The organism is Microbulbifer halophilus, from assembly GCF_026183675.1.
Lineage (GTDB): Bacteria > Pseudomonadota > Gammaproteobacteria > Pseudomonadales > Cellvibrionaceae > Microbulbifer > Microbulbifer halophilus.
The window spans coordinates 1-2,018 of record NZ_JAPIVK010000078.1 but is presented as its reverse complement, the minus strand read 5'-3'; the positions used below and the strand labels follow the sequence as shown (position 1 = coordinate 2,018).

General features: G+C 60.9%; 1 protein-coding gene and 1 pseudogene. Both read right to left on the bottom strand.

The genetic code is table 11. The features are described 5' to 3' along the window. A pseudogene (locus tag OQE62_RS19250) lies at positions 1-1,037 on the bottom strand (RHS repeat-associated core domain-containing protein); the annotation flags it as partial. 364 nt (positions 1,038-1,401) lie between these two features. Next, the gene (locus tag OQE62_RS19245) at positions 1,402-1,890 is read right to left on the bottom strand and encodes an Hcp family type VI secretion system effector (RefSeq protein ID WP_265723667.1); all 489 of its coding nucleotides are present in this window, start codon (positions 1,888-1,890) and stop codon (positions 1,402-1,404) included. Between the last annotated feature and the right edge of the window lie 128 nt (positions 1,891-2,018).

Here is a 2,018-nt window from a genome sequence, read left to right as displayed (position 1 = left end):
GCCCCCCTGTTCCTCGACAGCCGAAGACGCTGCTTCTTGAGCCGGGCGAAACGCACCATCAGCTCCCCGATGCGCCGGAAGCGGCCCAGGAGGCGGGCGTTTTTGCCCAGCGCCGCCGCGGCACCGACACCGCCAGTGAAGGCCGCGAGCACGATGGTGAGAACGACTTCAAAGATGCCGGCGCCGATGAATTCGGACATCTCCAGGCTGTGCTGGGCCTCGACATAGTCCCGGACGAACTGGGTGATGGCAGTGCGCAGGGCGGGGTCGTCGTAGATCAGCTCCGCAATTTCGAATGCCTGGCGCAGTTGCTCCCGCGTAATCGAGGTGGGATCGAAGCCCAGTACATCCACCACTTCCCCTTTTATGTTGGCCAGGTGTTCGCTGGCGGACTCCTCCAGGGGTTTGTCGTGGTAGACATAGTCGACAGTGGCGTTGATCGCGGCAAAGGCCTGGCGGGCGGGGCTGATCGCGGCCGACACCTCGGCTGCGTCCTTGACCCATACCACCAGGCCCCAGGCCGCCTGGCCGAACCCCTTGGCGCGCCGTGCGGCATGGGCAAACTGCTTTTCCAGGAAGTTGCGCTGCTCGTGCTCCCTCTGGATGCGCGCCGCCTCGGCGCGCTCCTCGGCAATGATCTGTTGCAGGCCCCGGCGGATCTGGGCAGACAGGGACAACTGCTGCTCCGCCAGTTCGTTGTCTCCCGAGAGATTCTCCTCGATGATCAGGCGCTGTTCGGCCAGGGCGAGGTAGACGCTCTTGCGCTCATCGGAGAGGTGGGGCGGTACACCCGCATAGGGGTTGTCCACACAATTTCTGTGCTGGCCACAACCGCGGACGCTACCGGGATCGGGCAATTGCTGGCCGAAGAGGAGGAAGTGCCCGAAAATCCGCTCGACGGTATCGTCGTCGAAACTCAACAGTAACGGGAGGTCGACAGAGCCTTCCGCATAGCGCTGTGGGAGAAGCGGGCGGTAATGCCATCCTTCCCTGACGCGATAGCGAACGCCCTGTCTGTTTTCAACGTCCAAATACATGGCTGATCCCTCGAAGCCCGCCGCCTGCTACTGAAGCGGAAGGAAGGGATACACCCCTCCCGAGACGCGCTATGAATACCTCCCCAGTGGCTAACACTTTGGGGGCTGCGTTGCCCGCATTCTCAATGGCCGCGCCCCTCTATCCGTAGCGATCATGCTCCGGAAAGCGGCGCCTTAATGCCATGGGTGCTGGAAGCGCAGATACTGCACGGGGCAAAACTGCTCTATCTCATGCGGTCTCGGAAAGAGGGTATCCTTTCCTTCCCTATTAACTCTTCCCTGAAGCAAAGGGAAAGCCGGGGGGCCGCGACGCCACAGCCTGGGACTGTGGGCCCGGCTCCCGCGGCAAGAACCGAAACGTCGCTTACAGGACGGTAGCGGTGGACAGGTCGTATCCGACGCGCATGTTTTTCGGGTTCTTGTTGGTCTTGTCGGCGTGGTTCAGGTCCGCCTCGATCTTGGCAAAGCTCAGGGAGATGGACTCCATCGGTGCACCGCCGGAAGAGGCGCTGATGCTGTAGGAGGAGATGATTGCATCTTCCAGCTTGTAGACCGCGTACTTCTCCACGGCATTGGCGCCGGTCTGGACAACGTGGAACTCGGCAACAACGCCTTCATCACCGGAAACGGAAGCCTTGAACAGGCCGCCGGAGGCCGCGTCGATGCGCTTGGTCACGGTGATTTCGCTGATGCTCGGGCGAGTGGCTTCGCGGTTGGCCATGGCGCCGGCTTCCATGCTGATGCCGCGGCCGACACCAAAATTGAAGCTGTCCACTTCAATCCAGTCTTCGTAACCCTTCGCGGTTACGTTGCCCTTCGGAGAGTTGCTGTTGAAGTTCATGTAAATAGCCATAGGTAATCCCTCATTTTGATATGGACTTTGGCGTGGGTGGTGCTCCTTTACCACCGCGGATCGCAGTAGCTCAGGCTGTGCCGTAACGGCAACTGGGCGCATTTAAACAGAGCCGAACAGGGAAAAAA

Coding starts and splice junctions, on each gene's coding strand:
- OQE62_RS19245 (WP_265723667.1), bottom strand. CDS start 1,890: ATGGCTATTTACATGAACTTCAACAGCAACTCTCCGAAGGGCAACGTA.